This is a genomic window from Halomonas sp. G15, from assembly GCF_021282295.1.
In the GTDB taxonomy this organism is placed as follows: Bacteria; Pseudomonadota; Gammaproteobacteria; order Pseudomonadales; family Halomonadaceae; genus Halomonas; species Halomonas alimentaria.
On sequence record NZ_JAJSPA010000021.1, the window covers coordinates 23,538 to 37,084 of the forward strand.

Here is a 13,547-nt window from a genome sequence, read left to right on the forward strand (position 1 = left end):
GTAATGAGAGCCTGTTACCGACAAGTAGTAACTAACTTATCACCTCTCAAATATCAGCAATACTCAACAAGGCGAACATCACCTATAATACTCTGACCAACTCAGTATCTTAGAAGATGTAGACTCCCCTCCGTTACCATCAACAAAAGCCTGCCCTGCCTCAGTACCTTCAATCAATGCAAATGCTGCAATCATAGAAATCGGATCAAGCTGATACCTTGCACCACCCCCACCTGAGATGGAAACACTAGCGCTGTCATGCTCCCAACCTAAGGATTCTCCAGTTTCTTCATCAAAAATCTCCACCATTGGGGAAACAACGAGAGCGCCGTTCACGCCACCACCACCACCACCGGAAAGATGATAATCGCCTAAAACAATCACCAGCCCTTCAAAATATGGCGTACCCCGCCAGTCCAGCTCACCATCGACAATCAATATACCCCTACCGCTCAAGCCTGACGGGCTAAATACTTGACCTTCCGGAACATCTATATATGTGATTTCAGAAACTGGATTTTCTTCTGAAGCCGTAGTAGTAGTGACCCCATAGTAGTCACCAACATCTGAGCCATTGGCACCATATCGCCCCGAGGCCTCAGCAAGCACCTTCATTTCGCCTATAAACTTCATGAACTTGTCCGGGTCATTTAATATAGGCGTAACAACCTCATCAGTAATGTCTCCAATATAGTTATCTGCTCGCGATGCGCTGTTACCTTGACCGCTGTTACCTTGACCGCTGTTACCTTGACCGCTGTTACCTTGACCGCTGTTACCTTGACCGCTGTTACCTTGACCGCCACCCCCAGCCTTACAAGAAGGACCGCCCCTGTTTTCGATACCATCAATTACGTAGCCCTGGGAATCTTGACTGCGAGTAGCAATTGCCACTGCATTATCACCACCCTCGATTGTTTCAGCAATACTCCCATCAACTACGCTATTAGAGTCTGCTGCCGAGAAGCAGTCGAGCTCAGCGTTTAATGAAACTGGCGGAAAGTCACCAAATGGATTTGAAAGTTCATAAAGCACCCTTACCTCTCTGGAAACTGAAGATTCAGGAACACCCCCTTCCACAGCCAAACTGAGAATTCTAGATGAGACCAAGCATGCATCATATCTAAAACTCAAGCCTGCTTGCGCATCAGGTACGTTTTGGTATTGTTCGACCCCACTTGGGTCTAACGTAACGCTAGAGCAATCAGGCAGAGAAAATACTCCAGCCATATTATTATCAAGATAGTGAGATGCCCCGTACTCTGCACTCATAAATGCAGCAACACTTTCTCTCTGATTACTAGATGCCAACTGATCGAACCTAGAAACATTCATACTGGAAAGCGCAACCACTGTTGCAGCGATAATTAGAACCAGAGTAACAAACAAAGCGAGCCCTCGCTCACCCTTTGGGATATTCATAGCTCACCTCCAGAAAACCTCAATTACTACAATCCTCAGAAACAATGCAGTTTTTGGCAGCCTCACGGTTTGCTACCATCATTTCTAGGGGTGCAGCATCCCCAGGAAAATCAATTGTCATGGAAACATCAACACTCTTCGACAAATCAGCTTGATAAAACCTTACCTCAACCCCCTTAGCAACCTCTAAACCCACTCTTTCTCCGCCGCAAACAGAAGGCTCACTCCCTTGGCTTTCCCATTCTGACTCACAAAGATATGAGACCTTGAGAGCAGGAGCAGAGCCATTTAAATCATTGAAGTACTCAATAGCAACTAGCGGATTATCGGAGCCACAATAAAGATCACTATATGACGAACTGTCACCAGCAAGAATAAAAAGGTTATCAGCCTCATCCACCCCTACGGAAACTTCATCTTCACACTTTACCGGATATGCGAGACGCGCACCTTGTATCTCCTGATAAATGACCTCGGTATAGAAATTTATAAACGACTGCCTAGTTGAGATCAACTCAACTTGCCTAGACGTCGACCCAGACAAAATATATAGCTGAAAGGCTGAAAAAATAATCAGCAATCCAATAACGATCGACACCATCAACTCCACTAGGGAGAAGCCATTTTGGCTGGGTCTTCCAAAGCTATAGTTGGAAATACACATATTTAAGGCAGCCTTGCAACATAGATCAACTCAGAAACATTCTCATCAAAAAACCTGTCCTCTTCCCAACTGATTTTTATTACAAAACCACAACCATCCGATCCAGGCGCCAAAGGTTCTGCATCAAGATTTCTAAAATATCCGGACCAGCCATCATGCCAATCTGAACCTTCACCATTAATGACTGTAAGAGCCGGGCATGTAGGGGATGAGTATGCATAGGCTACCCATAACCTTTCAGCAGCATCTTGAGCAGCCAAGCTCGCAAGCGTATGCTGGTATGACAAATGAGCACTTTGCAGCGACTTAACTTGAAGGGCGGCAACTCCGAGCAGGCCAATAGACAGAACAACTAATGCCACTAGCGCCTCTATCAGCGTAAAACCATGATGCTGTCGATTTGGACTGAGCAGTACTATTTTCACAATACTTATCTCCCACTAACAACAATTGACTCAAAGGGGGTTACAGCATTATCTCCGGCAACTAGACTACACTGGGCAACCGCAACCTGCACGCCATCAACTGCGCAAGAAGAGAGTCTTCCTGCAGAGTTGTACTCAAAAGAAATCAACTCTGCATTTCCTTCGCTGCCAACTGAAATTAGCAACTTGTTCTCCACCTCACGCTCATACCTAACCAACTCCACACCCTCTTGGAGAACAAAAACCTTAACAATCCACCCCTCCCCTTCACTACTTATTTCAACACGAGATGCGGAACGGGTCGACACAGCAGCGCTCCTAGCCGTTGCAAGCGCTGAAACCACATCATTGTAAGCGGATATACGCGAACTATTCTCAAAAAAACCTCGAAGACTGGGCACACCAAGAGTTGCAAAAACTGCAATTATGGCTATGGAAACCAAGAGTTCCACAAGGGTAAAGCCCCTTGTGCAAGAACCATGCTCACCAACAATCATTTCCGTCAGCCTCTCTCACCCCAGTGTGAGTTAAAGTAAAAACCCCACACTCTTTATCCCTGCTAGCCTGAACACCTTGAGGCTCGGCAAAAATCTTATATGAAGAAGCGCCCACATCACCATTAGGAGCGGATATTTTATAAAACTTGTTCTCAGACTCTCGACCCGAAATAGAGAGATCATTGAAGCACGCTAGATAACTGTTGACTCTAGTATAACAACGCTCTAAATCACCAGCGACCGTCAGCAGAAGGGCTTTGGCATCCGTCCGCCTTGACTCAGTGACATACCGCTGATAGCTCGGATAGGCAATCGACGCCAGAATGCCGACAATGGCTACCGCAATCATCAGTTCGATGAGCGTGAAGCCGGCGGACCGCCGGGTGCTGCCTGTGGGGCCCTGGGGCCTGCGTCGGGTGCTCGGTTGGGTCACGCCGCGCCTCTCCTGCTTTCGTTACGTTTGGTTTCAGTATGTATCAGGAACAGGGTTTTCGATAGGGCGCCGGAGCAAAAATGCCCGAATGGTAAGCGATGGCTTACAGTGTAGCCCTGTAGCTGCGGTGTGCAGGGGAAGGTAGGGCGAAAATATCAGGCGCCTGCGGCGCCTCACCGCTGCGCGGTGTTCGCCCGGGGAACCCGGGCTCCCACCAGTAGTCCTCCTGCTGGCGGTACGAGCCAGGCGCTACCTCAGTGTGATGCCTGCACCCGCCGGAACGCTTCGCCTCCCTCATCAACAACAACGCCGCCGTCACTTCCATGACGGCGGCGTTGCCGTTGGTGCACGCCTCGGGCGCGCTATTCGCTGACGATCACCCGCTCGCGCAGCTCGCGGGGCATGGAGAAGGTGATGGTCTCGGCGCGGCCGTCGAGCTCCTCCGGGGCGGCGGCGCCCAGCGCCTGCAGGCGGGCGATCACGCCCTGCACCAGCACCTCGGGGGCGCTGGCGCCGGCGGTGACGCCCACCACGCTCACCCCTTCCAGCCAGGCGGGGGCGATCTGCTCGGCGTTGTCGATCAGGTGGGCGGGGGTGCCGATCCGCTCGGAGAGCTCGCGCAGGCGATTGGAGTTGGAGCTGTTGGGGCTGCCCACCACCAGCACCAGGTCCGCACCGGCGGCCAGCTCGCGCACGGCGTCCTGGCGGTTCTGGGTGGCATAGCAGATGTCATCCTTGCGCGGCCCCTCGATCTCCGGGAACTTGGCGCGCAGGGCGTCGATCACCTTGGCGGTGTCGTCCATGGAAAGCGTCGTCTGGGTGACGAAGGCGAGCCGGCTCGGGTCCTTCACCTCGAGCCTGGCCACGTCCGTGTCGTCCTCCACCAGGTAGATGGCGCCGCCATGGGAGGTGTCGTAGCGCCCCATGGTGCCCTCCACCTCGGGGTGGCCCTCGTGGCCGATCAGCACGCACTCCTGGCCGCGGCGGGCGTAGCGCAGCACCTCCAGGTGGACCTTGGTGACCAGCGGGCAGGTGGCGTCGAACACCTTGAGGCCGCGGCGTTCGGCCTCCTCCTGGACGGCGCGGGAGACGCCATGGGCGGAGAAGATCACGATGACGTCGTCGGGCACCTCGTGGAGCTCCTCGACGAAGATGGCCCCGCGCTCGCGCAGGCTGTCCACCACGAAGCGATTGTGGACCACCTCGTGGCGCACGTAGATCGGCGGACCGAACACGTCCAGGGCGCCGTTGACGATCTCGATGGCGCGGTCGACGCCGGCGCAGAAGCCGCGGGGGTTGGCCAGCCTGATCTGCACGGAGTTAGCTTGCATGGTTGCCTTGCCTTGATGCTCGCGCATCTGCCTGTTGGTTTCGGTGGCGCCTCAATGCGTGGTGGCGGGCTTCACGTCGATCACTTCCACCTCGAAGGTCAGGGTACGCCCCGCCAGCGGGTGGTTGAAGTCCACGTCCACCTGATTGCCCTCGATGGCGCTGATCACGCCGGGCAGCTCGCCGCCGCCGGGGTCGGCGAAGGACATCACGGTGCCGATCTCCAGCGCCTCCTCGCCGAAGTCATCACGCTTGAGGCGCTGGATGTTCTGCGGGTTGTGCTGGCCGAAGGCGTGCTCCGGGGTGATCTCGAAGGTGGCGCTCTCGCCGGCGCTCATGCCCTTCATGGGGTGCTCGAAGCCGGGCGGCAGGTTGCCATCGCCCACCTGGAAGGTGGCCGGGGCCTTGTCGCGGGTGGAGTCCACCACGGTGCCGTCTTCCAGCTTGAGGGTGAAGTGCAGGGTCACTTCCATGCCCTCGTCGATGCGGTGTTGGGGGCTATTCTGGTCGGTCATGGGTCTTGGGACTCGGTAAACAGGATTTCGGTTCGGTGGTCTCGCAGGCGCCAATCGCCGATAAATCGGGCTCCTACAAGGCCGGGTGGCGCCGCAGGGGCGCCAATCGCCGATAAATCGGGCTCCTACGATGTCGATCACGGGTTATATCAGCCCCGGCGGCGGGCGCGGCGCTTCTCGCCGAACAGCGACTCCCAGATCAGCCCGATGGCGCCCAGGGTGATGCCAATGTCCGCCACGTTGAAGGCCGGGTAGTACCAGCCGGCCACGTGGAAGGAGAGGAAATCCACCACGTAGCCATGCACCAGGCGGTCGTAGAGGTTACCCAGCGCCCCGCCGATGATCATGGCGAGCGACGCAGCCAGCAGCGTCTCGTCGCGCTTGAGGCGACGCATCCAGAGCGTCAGGCCGATGCTCGCGCCCACCGCGATGGCGGCGAAGAACCAGCGCTGCCAGCCGGGGTGACCGGCCAGGAAGCTGAAGGCCGCACCGGTGTTGTGCAGCAGTGTCAGGTTGAAGAACGGCAGCACCTCCACCGGCCGGGCATAGGTGAGCCAGGCGCTGGCGGCGTACTTGGTGGCAAGATCCAGCACGATCACCGCCAGCGCCAGCCACAGCCAGCGCAGCGGCTGCTGCATGGGCGTCACCTCCACGCCCCTTGCAGCACCCTGTCCTGTGCTCTCCCTGGGCTCTTCGCCCTTGTCTTCACTGCTGGCCATGCCGGGCACCTTACGCATAGCGGCGGGTTTCGCCGGGGCCTTCCGGCAGGTTGCTGATGCAGCGGTTACAGAGGTCCGGATGCTCGGGGTGGGTGCCAACCTCCTCGCGGTGGTGCCAGCAGCGCTCGCACTTGTTGTTGGGGCTCTCGACAACCGCCACCTTGAGGCCGGCAAGCTCGGTGGCCTCGGCCTCGGCCGGTGCCTCGGCGAGCGGCTTGAGGGTCACCTCGCTGGTGAGCATCACGAAGCGCAGCTCGTCGCCCAGCTTGGCCAGGGTGGCGTGCAGCTCGTCATCCACGTGAAGGGTGACCTCGGCGGCCAGGCTGCCCTTGATCACCTTGGCGTTACGGGCGTCCTCCAGGCACTTGTTGACGGCCTGCTTGACCTCGAGCACCCGCTCCCAGAAGTCGCGGCCCATCTCGGCGTCGTCGGCCAGCGTGGCAAGCCCTGTGTAGTACTCCTCGAGCAGCACGCTCTCGCCGCGCTCGCCCGGAATGTGCTCATGGATCTCCTCGGCGGTGAAGCTGAGGATCGGCGCCACCCAGCGCGAGAGCGCCTCCACCACGTGGTAGAGCGCGGTCTGGGCGCTGCGCCGCGCCACCGAGTCGGTCTGGGTGGTGTACTGGCGATCCTTGATCACGTCCAGGTAGAAGCCGCCCAGCTCCCGGGCGCAGAAGCCGTGCACCTGCTGGTAGACGTCGAGGAAGCGGTACTCCTCATAAGCCTTCTCGATGCGCGCCTGCAGCTGGGCGGCGCGATCCACCACCCACTGGTCCAGGGCCAGCATCTCGCCGAACGGCAGCGCATCACGCTCCGGCGCGAAGCCGTTGAGGTTGGCAAGCAGGAAGCGCGAGGTGTTGCGGATGCGCCGGTAGACATCGGCGGTGCGCTTGAGGATCTCATCGGAGACCGCCATCTCGCCGGAGTAGTCGGTGGAGGCCGCCCACAGGCGCAGGATGTCGGCGCCGAGCTTGTCCATCACCTCCTGGGGTGCCACCACGTTGCCCACCGACTTGGACATCTTGCGACCCTGGGCATCTACGGTGAAGCCGTGGGTGAGCAGGCCGCGGTACGGCGGATGGCCGTCGATGGCGCAACCGGTGAGCAGCGAGGAGTGGAACCAGCCGCGGTGCTGGTCGGAGCCCTCCAGGTAGAGGTCGGCGCGCGGGCCGCTCTCGTGGCCGTGGGGGTGCGAGCCGCGCAGCACGTGCCGGTGGGTGGTGCCGGAGTCGAACCACACATCCAGGGTATCGGTGACCTTCTCGTAGTCTGCGGCCTCCTCGCCCAGCAGCTCCGCCGGGTCGAGGCGGAACCAGGCGTCTATGCCCTCGGCCTCGACGCGCTTGGCGGCCTCCTCCATCAGCGCCACGGTGCGCGGGTGCAGCTCGCCGCTGGACTTGTGCAGGAAGAAGGGGATCGGCACGCCCCAGTTGCGCTGGCGCGAGATGCACCAGTCCGGGCGGTTGGCGATCATGCTGTGCAGACGCGCCTTGCCCCAGGCCGGGGTGAAGGCGGTGGCCTCGATGCCCTCCAGGGCCTGCTCGCGCAGGGTCTTGCCGTCGCGGCCCTGCACATCCATGCCCACGAACCACTGGGCGGTGGCACGGTAGATCACCGGGGTCTTGTGGCGCCAGCAATGCATGTAGCTGTGGATGATCGGCTGGTGGGCCATCAGCGCGCCCACCTCCTCGAGCTTGGCGACGATCTGCGGGTTGGCCTTCCAGATCAGCTGGCCGCCGAAGAACGGCAGGTCATCGGCGTAGACGCCGTCGCCCTGCACCGGGTTGAGCATCTCGTCGAAGCTCATGCCGTGCTCGCGGCAGGTGACGAAGTCATCCACGCCATAGGAGGGTGCGGAGTGGACGATGCCGGTGCTGCCCACCTCACTCTCGACGTAGTCGGCGAGATACACCGGCGAGAGGCGCTCGTAGAAGGGATGGCGGAAGCGGATACCGTCGAAGGCCGTGCCCTTGGCGGTGGCGATCACCTCGCCCTCGAGGCCATAGCGCTCCAGGCAGGACTCCACCAGCTCCTCGGCCAGCACCAGCAGGCGGCTGCCGGTGTCCACCAAGGCGTAGGTGAACTCCGGGTGCATGTTGAGCGCCTGGTTGGCGGGGATGGTCCAGGGAGTGGTGGTCCAGATCACGATCACCGCCGGCTTGGGCAACTCGCTCAGGCCGAAGGCGGCGGCCAGGCGGTCGGCGTCCTCCACCGCGAAGGCCACGTCGATGGCGTCGGACTTCTTGTCCTGGTACTCCACCTCCGCCTCGGCCAGCGCCGAGCCACAGTCGAAGCACCAGTTGACGGGCTTCAGGCCCTTGAATACGTAGCCGGCCTCGACCATGTCGGCCAGGGCGCGGATCTCGCCGGCCTCGTTGGCGAAGTCCATGGAGCGGTAGGGGTTGTCCCAGTCGCCCACCACGCCCAGGCGCACGAAGTCGGTGAGCTGGCCCTGGATCTGCTCGGCGGCGTACTCGCGGCATAGCTCGCGGGCACGCTCGGGCGCCAGGTGCTTGCCGTGGGTGGTCTCCACCTTGTGCTCGATGGGCAGGCCGTGGCAGTCCCAGCCCGGCACGTAGGGGGCATCGAAGCCGGCCAGGTTCTTCGACTTGACGATGATGTCCTTGAGGATCTTGTTGACGGCGTGACCGATATGGATGCTGCCGTTGGCATAGGGAGGGCCGTCGTGCAGCACGAACAGCTCCCGGCCCCGGCGCGCCTCGCGCAGGCGGTGGTAGAGGTCCAGCTGCTGCCACTGGGCCAGCCGCTCGGGCTCGCGCTTGGGCAGCATGCCGCGCATGGGGAAGTCGGTTTCTGGCAGGTTCAGAGTGGGCTTGTAGTCGCTCATATTCTGGGGATCAGCCGTCGTCATGGTCGGCAGGCGTACCCACCGAGGAATCGAGTGTCACGGCCTCGCGCGCCAGCGGCGCCGATGCCAGAGGAAGAGAATCATCGTTATTGAGGCCGGGGCGCGGACCTGCGCCGGCTTCGGGGCGCTGCAAAGCATGCTGGGCAAAGTAGCCACGAGCCCGCTCGAGGTCGAGACCGATCTGGTGTTTCAGGGCCGCGAAGTCGTCGAACTTCACCTCGCCACGCAGCTTGGCGCAGGGAAACACCGCCAGGCGCTCGCCGTAGAGCTCGCCATCGAAGTCGAACAGGTGTACCTCGAGCACCGGGCGCGTGCTGCCCACGGTGGGGCGCCAGCCGATATTGGCCACGCCGGGCAGGCGGCGCCCGTCGGGCAGTTCCGTGATCACCGCGTAGACCCCCTGCAGCGCCAGGGAACGCACCGGCTGGGGCAGGTTGGCGGTGGGCACGCCGATGGTGCGGCCCAGCTGCTGGTCGGGCACCACTCGCCCGCCCAGGCGATAGGGGCGACCCAGCAGGGCGGCGGCAGCGGCGAAGTTGCCGCTGGCCAGCAGGGTGCGGATACGGCTGCTGGAGACCCGCTCGTCGTCGACGGTGAAGGTGCGGGTGTGCTCCACGCCGAAGCCGTTGGCCTCGCCCACCGCGGTGAGCAGGTGGAAGTCGCCGCGGCGGTCGCAGCCGAAGCGGAAGTCGTCGCCCACCACCAGGTGGCGCACGCCCAGGCCGTCGATCAGCACCCGCTCGATGAAGGCCTCGGCGGTCAGGCTGCGCAGGGCGTCGTTGAAGGGCAGGCAGAGCACGCGCTCGACCCCCGCCTCGCCCAGCAGGCGCACCTTGTCACGCAGGCGGGTGAGCCGCGGCGGGGCCTGCTCGCCGGCGAAGAACTCCCGGGGCTGGGGCTCGAACACCACCACCACCACCGGCAGATCGAGGCGCCGGGCCTGTTCGCGACACTGCTCGAGGATCGCCTGATGGCCGCGGTGCACGCCATCGAAGTTGCCGATGGTGGCCACGCAGCCGCGGTGCTCATCGCGCAGGTTGTGCAGTCCTCGAATCACTTGCATGGCGTGGTGGAGCCCCGCTCGGCGTCGAAAGGTGGTCAAAGCGTCGATTATACCGGACAGCCGGCCCCTTGACAGCCGGGGCGGCCTTGGTGCCTACCGGTACGCACTGCTATCGCCGATAAATCGGGCTCCCACAATGTAGGAGCGCAGATTCTGCGCGATGGCGCCGGCAGGCGCACTGGCAACACCGCTATCGCCGATAAATCGGGCTCCCACCAGGCGGCACCCATACCCGCTATCGCCGATACAACGGTCTCCTACAAATTCAGGTCAGCTCTTCATCCGGAAATGCCGCAGGCGCACCCCGGTGGCGGCCAGCCAGGCGAAGTAGAGCGCGGCGCCGCCGACCACCAGGGCGGCCAGCCAGGCGACGCGCTGCCAGATGCCCCAGCCGAGCCACGCCTGCCAATCGGGCGCGGCCCAGGCCAGACCCAACCCCATCACCGCGCAGCCGCCCAGCAGCTGCACCGCGTAGCGCCCCCAGCCGGGCTGGAATACCAGCACAACCTGCTTGCGCAGCAGCCAGCCCAGCAGGCCGGCGTTGAGGAACGCCGAGAGGGCAGTGGCCAGGGCCAGGCCGGCGTGGGCCAGGGGCCAGATCAGGATCAGGTTGAAGACCATGTTGGCAACCATGGCGATGATGCCGACCTTCACCGGCGTCTTGGTGTCCTGACGGGCGAAGAAGCCCGGCGCCAGCACCTTGATCAGCATGAAGGCCACCAATCCTAGCGAGTACGCACGCAGACTCATCGCCGCCATGGCGATATCGCGCTCGGTCATGGCGCCATAGTGGAACAAAGAGATCAGCAGCGGCTCGGCGAGCACCGCCAGGGCCAGGGCCGCGGGCAGGCCGAGCAGCAGCACGGCGCGGATTGCCCAGTCGAGCATGGCGCTGAAGTGCTCGCCGGACTGCGCGGCGTGGCGCTTGGAGAGCGCCGGCAGGATCACGGTGCCGATGGCGATGCCGAAGACCCCAAGCGGCAACTCCACCAGGCGGTCGGAGTAGTAGAGCCAGGAGACGCTGCCGGCGGTCAGCAGCGAGGCGAGCACGGTATCCAGCAGCAGGTTGATCTGGGACACCGAGACGCCGAACAGCGCCGGCACCATCAGGGTCATGATGCGCTTGACGCCGGGGTGGGCGAAGCTCGGCCAGGGCCGCGGCGCCAGCCCCAGACGCACCAGGAACGGCACCTGGAAGGCGAGCTGGGCACCGCCGGCGATCAGCACGCCCCAGGCCAGGGCCATGGCCGGCTGCTCGAACAACGGTGTCAGCAGCAGCGCCGCGCCGATCAACGAGAGGTTGAGCAGCACGGGGGTGAAGGCCGGCACCGCGAAACGGTTCCAGGTATTGAGCACGCTGCCGGCAAACGCCGTCAGCGAGATAAGCAGCAGGTAGGGGAAGGTCAGCCGCAGCATGTCGGCGGTGAGCGCGAGCTTGGCCGGGTCGCGGCCAAAGCCGGGGGCGAACACCCACACCAGCCAGGGAGCGGCGAACATGGCCACCGCGGTGAGCAGAAAGAGCACCGCGGCGAGGCTGCCCGAGACGGCGTCCAGCAACTCGCGCACCTCGCGCCGGCTGCCGCGGGTGGCGTACTCCGAAAGCACCGGCACGAAGGCCTGGTTGAAGGCGCCCTCGGCGAACAGCCGACGCATGAAGTTGGGAATCTTGAAGGCGACGAAGAAGGCATCCGCGCCCTGCCCCGCGCCGAACAGCGCGGCGATCACGACATCACGCGCCAGCCCCATCACCCGGGAAAGCATGGTCATCACGCTGACCACCAGTCCCGAGCGCATCAGCCCTCCACCCTTGGGGGCCACCACCTTGTCACTTTCGTCCACCGGTGCCGGTGGCGACTGCTCGCGATCCGTCACGTCCGCTCCTCGGCTTTTCATCCGCCCCATGAATGGCAGCCACAAAAAAACCGGCCGCAGCCGGTTTTTTCACGAGACGCCGGCCACGCAGGCCGCGCCTCGATGGCATCGGACCGGCTTAGGCAGCCAGGGCCTTGATGCGCTTGTTCAGGCGGCTCTTCATGCGTGCGGCACGCTTCTTGGAGAGCACATCCTTGTCGGCGATGCGGTCGATGACCGGCTGCGCCTTGTTGAAAGCCGCCATGGCCTCGGCGTGATCGCCGCTGTTGATGGCCTTGATGACGTGCTTGATATAGGTGCGGACCATGCTGCGCTGGCTGGCCTTCAGGACACGACGACCTTCGGCCTGACGGGCGCGCTTGCGAGCTTGCTTGCTGTTTGCCACTTGCTGTCTCCTTGGAGATTCATTGCCGCCCGTGTGGTGACGGCTTCATAACGTATTGATCCGGCAGGAAAGTAAAAGCCTTCCCGCCGGCTTGGCCATCTGGCCGATCGCCGAAGATCGGCGACCGTTCACGGGCCGTGTCTGAGAGGATGGCGTATCCTAGCACAGCCCGTGATCCGCTTGCCATAGCGTCTCGCCTAGAGCACCACCAGGTTGTCGCGGTGGATCAGCTCCGGAGCCTCCATGTAGCCGAGGAGCGCCTCGATCTGATGACTGGGCTGGCCGAGGATGCGCAGCGCATCGTCGATGCCGTAGTTGACCAGCCCCTTGGCCACCCGCTCGCCGGCCTCGTCGACGCAGAGCACCATGTCGCCGCGGCGGAACGCGCCGGAGGCAGCCTTCACCCCCACCGGCAGCAGGCTCGAGCCGCTGCCACGCAGCACCTTTACCGCCCCGGCATCCAGGGTCAGGGTGCCACGCACCTGCAGCTGGCCGGCGAGCCAGCGCTTGCGCGCCGCGATGGGCGCCTGGTCGGGGTAGAGCAGGGTGCCCAGTCGCTCGCCGGCCATCAGGCGCGCGAGCACCTCGGCCTGGCGACCACCGGCGATGGCGGTGACGGCCCCCGAGCGCGCCGCCAGCCGCGCGGCACGAATTTTGGTGGCCATGCCACCGCGCCCCAGGGCACCACTACCGCCGGCCACCGCCGCCAGCGCCGGGTCATCGGCGCGCCCCTCGCCGATCAACCGCGCCTCGGGGTTGCCGCGCGGATCGGCGTCGAACAACCCCTCCTGGTCGGTGAGGATTACCAGGGCATCGGCCTCCAGCAGGTTAGCCACCAGGGCGCCCAGGGTATCGTTGTCGCCGAAGCGGATCTCGTCGGTGACCACGGTGTCGTTCTCGTTGATCACCGGCACCACCCGCAGGCCCACCAGGGTGCGCAGCGCCGAGCGCGCATTGAGGTAGCGCTTGCGGTTGGAGAGGTCGTCGTGGGTCAGCAGCACTTGGGCAGTCAGCAGGCCGTGGCGGGCGAAGTGGCCCTCGTAGCACTCGGTGAGGCCGTTCTGGCCCACCGCCGCGGCGGCCTGCAGCTCGTGCACCGCCGAGGGGCGCACCTGCCAGCCGAGGCGCACCATGCCCGCGGCCACCGCCCCGGAGGAGACCAGCACCACCTCGATGCCGCTCTTGTGCAGCGCGGCGATCTGGTCCACCCAGCCGCCGATCGCCGCCTCGTCGAGGCCGCGACCGTCGTTGGTCAGCAGCGCGCTGCCGATCTTCACCACTACCCGGCGGGCACCAACCAGCGCCTCGCGGCCGGGATTCATAACCCCTTCCGTCATGTGAATTCCTGAAGTTA

The 13,547-nt window shown here is 62.6% G+C and carries 13 protein-coding genes; all 13 read right to left on the minus strand.

Annotated elements, in window-relative coordinates; translation table 11 throughout:
• Positions 1 to 78: 78 nt before the first annotated feature.
• The 13 genes from LWH48_RS11185 to proB all read right to left on the minus strand — a co-directional run bounded on the left by LWH48_RS11185 (position 79) and on the right by proB (position 13,530).
• On the minus strand, positions 79 to 1,422 hold the full coding sequence (locus LWH48_RS11185) for a pilus assembly PilX family protein (RefSeq protein WP_232912629.1): 1,344 nt from the start codon (positions 1,420 to 1,422) through the stop codon (positions 79 to 81).
• Between the two features lie 19 nt (positions 1,423 to 1,441).
• Positions 1,442 to 2,086: a PilW family protein gene (locus LWH48_RS11190; protein WP_269816183.1), complete on the minus strand. Its 645-nt coding sequence runs from the start codon at positions 2,084 to 2,086 to the stop codon at positions 1,442 to 1,444.
• A 2-nt stretch (positions 2,087 to 2,088) separates the two neighbouring features.
• On the minus strand, positions 2,089 to 2,511 hold the full coding sequence (pilV, locus tag LWH48_RS11195; protein ID WP_232912630.1) for a type IV pilus modification protein PilV: 423 nt from the start codon (positions 2,509 to 2,511) through the stop codon (positions 2,089 to 2,091).
• Positions 2,512 to 2,516: 5 nt separating this feature from the next.
• Positions 2,517 to 3,008, minus strand: a complete 492-nt coding sequence (locus LWH48_RS11200) for a pilus assembly FimT family protein (protein WP_232912631.1) — start codon at positions 3,006 to 3,008, stop codon at positions 2,517 to 2,519.
• Complete coding sequence (locus tag LWH48_RS11205) at positions 2,995 to 3,441, minus strand: type IV pilin protein (RefSeq protein WP_332875623.1); 447 nt, start codon at positions 3,439 to 3,441, stop codon at positions 2,995 to 2,997. Before LWH48_RS11205 ends, LWH48_RS11200 begins: the two co-directional genes overlap by 14 nt.
• 362 nt (positions 3,442 to 3,803) lie before the next feature.
• Positions 3,804 to 4,772 carry a 4-hydroxy-3-methylbut-2-enyl diphosphate reductase gene (gene ispH / locus LWH48_RS11215; RefSeq protein WP_232912632.1) on the minus strand — a complete coding sequence of 323 codons (969 nt, stop codon included), beginning with the start codon at positions 4,770 to 4,772 and terminating at the stop codon, positions 3,804 to 3,806.
• A gap of 51 nt (positions 4,773 to 4,823) precedes the next feature.
• On the minus strand, positions 4,824 to 5,285 hold the full coding sequence (gene fkpB / locus LWH48_RS11220) for an FKBP-type peptidyl-prolyl cis-trans isomerase (RefSeq protein WP_232912633.1): 462 nt from the start codon (positions 5,283 to 5,285) through the stop codon (positions 4,824 to 4,826).
• A gap of 149 nt (positions 5,286 to 5,434) precedes the next feature.
• Positions 5,435 to 5,923 (minus strand): signal peptidase II, encoded by a 489-nt coding sequence (gene lspA, locus LWH48_RS11225; RefSeq protein WP_232912663.1) that lies wholly within the window; start codon positions 5,921 to 5,923, stop codon positions 5,435 to 5,437.
• 91 nt (positions 5,924 to 6,014) lie between these two features.
• A complete protein-coding gene (gene ileS / locus LWH48_RS11230; protein WP_232912634.1) occupies positions 6,015 to 8,852 on the minus strand; it encodes an isoleucine--tRNA ligase in 2,838 nt (945 codons plus the stop codon).
• A 10-nt stretch (positions 8,853 to 8,862) separates the two neighbouring features.
• Positions 8,863 to 9,936 (minus strand): bifunctional riboflavin kinase/FAD synthetase, encoded by a 1,074-nt coding sequence (gene ribF / locus LWH48_RS11235; RefSeq protein WP_232912635.1) that lies wholly within the window; start codon positions 9,934 to 9,936, stop codon positions 8,863 to 8,865.
• Positions 9,937 to 10,206: 270 nt separating this feature from the next.
• Complete coding sequence (gene murJ / locus LWH48_RS11240; RefSeq protein WP_232912664.1) at positions 10,207 to 11,730, minus strand: murein biosynthesis integral membrane protein MurJ; 1,524 nt, start codon at positions 11,728 to 11,730, stop codon at positions 10,207 to 10,209.
• A 196-nt stretch (positions 11,731 to 11,926) separates the two neighbouring features.
• Entirely contained in the window at positions 11,927 to 12,193 is a 267-nt protein-coding gene (gene rpsT / locus LWH48_RS11245) for a 30S ribosomal protein S20 (protein WP_161430270.1), read from the minus strand.
• Between the two features lie 197 nt (positions 12,194 to 12,390).
• A complete protein-coding gene (gene proB / locus LWH48_RS11250) occupies positions 12,391 to 13,530 on the minus strand; it encodes a glutamate 5-kinase (protein WP_232912636.1) in 1,140 nt (379 codons plus the stop codon).
• Positions 13,531 to 13,547 lie beyond the last annotated feature (17 nt).

Excerpts from the sequence above, each read along its gene's own strand:
- lspA (WP_232912663.1), bottom strand. The coding sequence starts at position 5,923 with ATGCAGCAGCCGCTGCGCTGGCTGTGGCTGGCGCTGGCGGTGATCGTG.
- proB (WP_232912636.1), bottom strand. The coding sequence starts at position 13,530 with ATGACGGAAGGGGTTATGAATCCCGGCCGCGAGGCGCTGGTTGGTGCC.
- ribF (WP_232912635.1), bottom strand. The coding sequence starts at position 9,936 with ATGCAAGTGATTCGAGGACTGCACAACCTGCGCGATGAGCACCGCGGC.
- LWH48_RS11200 (WP_232912631.1), bottom strand. The coding sequence starts at position 3,008 with ATGATTGTTGGTGAGCATGGTTCTTGCACAAGGGGCTTTACCCTTGTG.
- ileS (WP_232912634.1), bottom strand. The coding sequence starts at position 8,852 with ATGAGCGACTACAAGCCCACTCTGAACCTGCCAGAAACCGACTTCCCC.
- murJ (WP_232912664.1), bottom strand. The coding sequence starts at position 11,730 with ATGCGCTCGGGACTGGTGGTCAGCGTGATGACCATGCTTTCCCGGGTG.
- LWH48_RS11185 (WP_232912629.1), bottom strand. The coding sequence starts at position 1,422 with ATGAATATCCCAAAGGGTGAGCGAGGGCTCGCTTTGTTTGTTACTCTG.
- ispH (WP_232912632.1), bottom strand. The coding sequence starts at position 4,772 with ATGCAAGCTAACTCCGTGCAGATCAGGCTGGCCAACCCCCGCGGCTTC.
- LWH48_RS11190 (WP_269816183.1), bottom strand. The coding sequence starts at position 2,086 with ATGTGTATTTCCAACTATAGCTTTGGAAGACCCAGCCAAAATGGCTTC.
- fkpB (WP_232912633.1), bottom strand. The coding sequence starts at position 5,285 with ATGACCGACCAGAATAGCCCCCAACACCGCATCGACGAGGGCATGGAA.